The organism is Mucilaginibacter sp. P4_G9 (genome assembly GCF_056400985.1).
Genome location: NZ_JBFUKF010000750.1, coordinates 1 through 1,312, shown reverse-complemented (window position 1 = coordinate 1,312; position 1,312 = coordinate 1). Strand labels below are relative to the sequence as shown.

The window sequence follows — 1,312 nt, the reverse complement described above, 5'->3', positions numbered from 1 at the left end:
ACGAAAGGCTCCGCGAAAGCTATCAAGGCAGTCGCCCGAAAAATAGCTGTGATCTTTTACAACATGGTACTCAAAAAACAGGCTTATGATGCCAGCAAAGTTCAGCAGGATCCGGCTATTACGACAGCAAGGATAATCGCACGTCTGCAAAAAAATGCAGCTAAACTGGGTTATATCATACAAAAAGCAGCTTGATTATGAGCGACTTGTAAATGTGTCATTATAAGGTACGAAGCAATCCCCAACTTACAGAGCCGATCTGCACAGTTCGCGATTGCCGCGCTGCGCTCGCAATGACATGGTTATTATTGGGGCATAAACCCAGCGCACCATTTCCTGATTTAGCGTCTCCGGATTTTATCGCCCGGCGATTTAATAAGGTGGTTTTTAAACCATTACCATTTTTCCTCTTCCTCATCTTCCTTCTTCTCATCAACCATTTCTATCAGCGTTTCATTGTTATTAAAACGTTCTTCGTTTTTAGCAAGGATGGGAGCGGCCCCGGCTATTGAAATTCCGGTTACGGCCAGTATTAAAAACAGGGTAAGGCAAATAAGCCTCAATAGCTTTTTAAGCTTTTTCATGCAGATAGCAGAATGCGTTTAGCAGGCCTTAAGGCACAGTTAAACCGTTAAATAAATTTTACTTAATTCAATAAATGGGGAAACAGGGTTGAATTAACCGATGCGTGGGAGGTCCTGATCGGCAGCGTAGATGGGGGTAATGAACATATAATCAGCATCGCTTTTATACGCCAGGAAAAGCTGCTTTAAATGCTCAAACTTATTTATGATAACTTTATTATGAAGCAATATGTGCTGCTCAAAATTCTCCCTGGGTATGAAGTAAATAATAACATTTTTACAGGAAGCTAAGGAGGCTCTTTTGTAACTGATGCAATTTTTTAATACAGATTGCTTTTTGGCCGGCACTTCGGTATCTGTGCTGCTATTGTTTACCTGGCTGCTATTTGCATGACCCTGGATAGCGAAAAAACCAAGCAATAAAATAAACGCCAGCAAKTACTTGCTGATATTGCCTTTTAAATTGATAACTATTTCGCTATTAATCACGTGTAAATATACGTGATTGCGAATGGTTTATTAAGTTGTAATTACAGTTAATTTATTCTGCACATCAACGCCTGTCTACCCCATGATTTTGTTAACTAAAGCAATCATATTTAACAATAAGTTAATATATTGGCAATAATTAAGTTCTTAATTATCATGAAGTTTGATGCACGGTTAATAAATATAAACTTATACATAAATCACTTTAAAAACACACTATGCTAAAATTTACAATTTAC

The 1,312-nt window shown here is 38.0% G+C and carries 2 protein-coding genes and 1 pseudogene; 1 reads left to right on the top strand and 2 read right to left on the bottom strand.

The features are described 5' to 3' along the window. Window positions 1-195, top strand: a pseudogene (locus AC1DPZ_RS27325) (IS110 family transposase); the annotation flags it as partial. A gap of 200 nt (window positions 196-395) precedes the next feature. On the opposite strand, the gene AC1DPZ_RS27320 reads toward AC1DPZ_RS27325, so the two are convergent. Then, complete coding sequence (locus AC1DPZ_RS27320; protein WP_477409446.1) at window positions 396-584, bottom strand: hypothetical protein; 189 nt, start codon at window positions 582-584, stop codon at window positions 396-398. Between the two features lie 93 nt (window positions 585-677). After that, window positions 678-1,073, bottom strand: coding sequence for a hypothetical protein (locus tag AC1DPZ_RS27315; protein WP_477409444.1), 396 nt, complete (start codon window positions 1,071-1,073; stop codon window positions 678-680). Window positions 1,074-1,312: the final 239 nt, after the last annotated feature.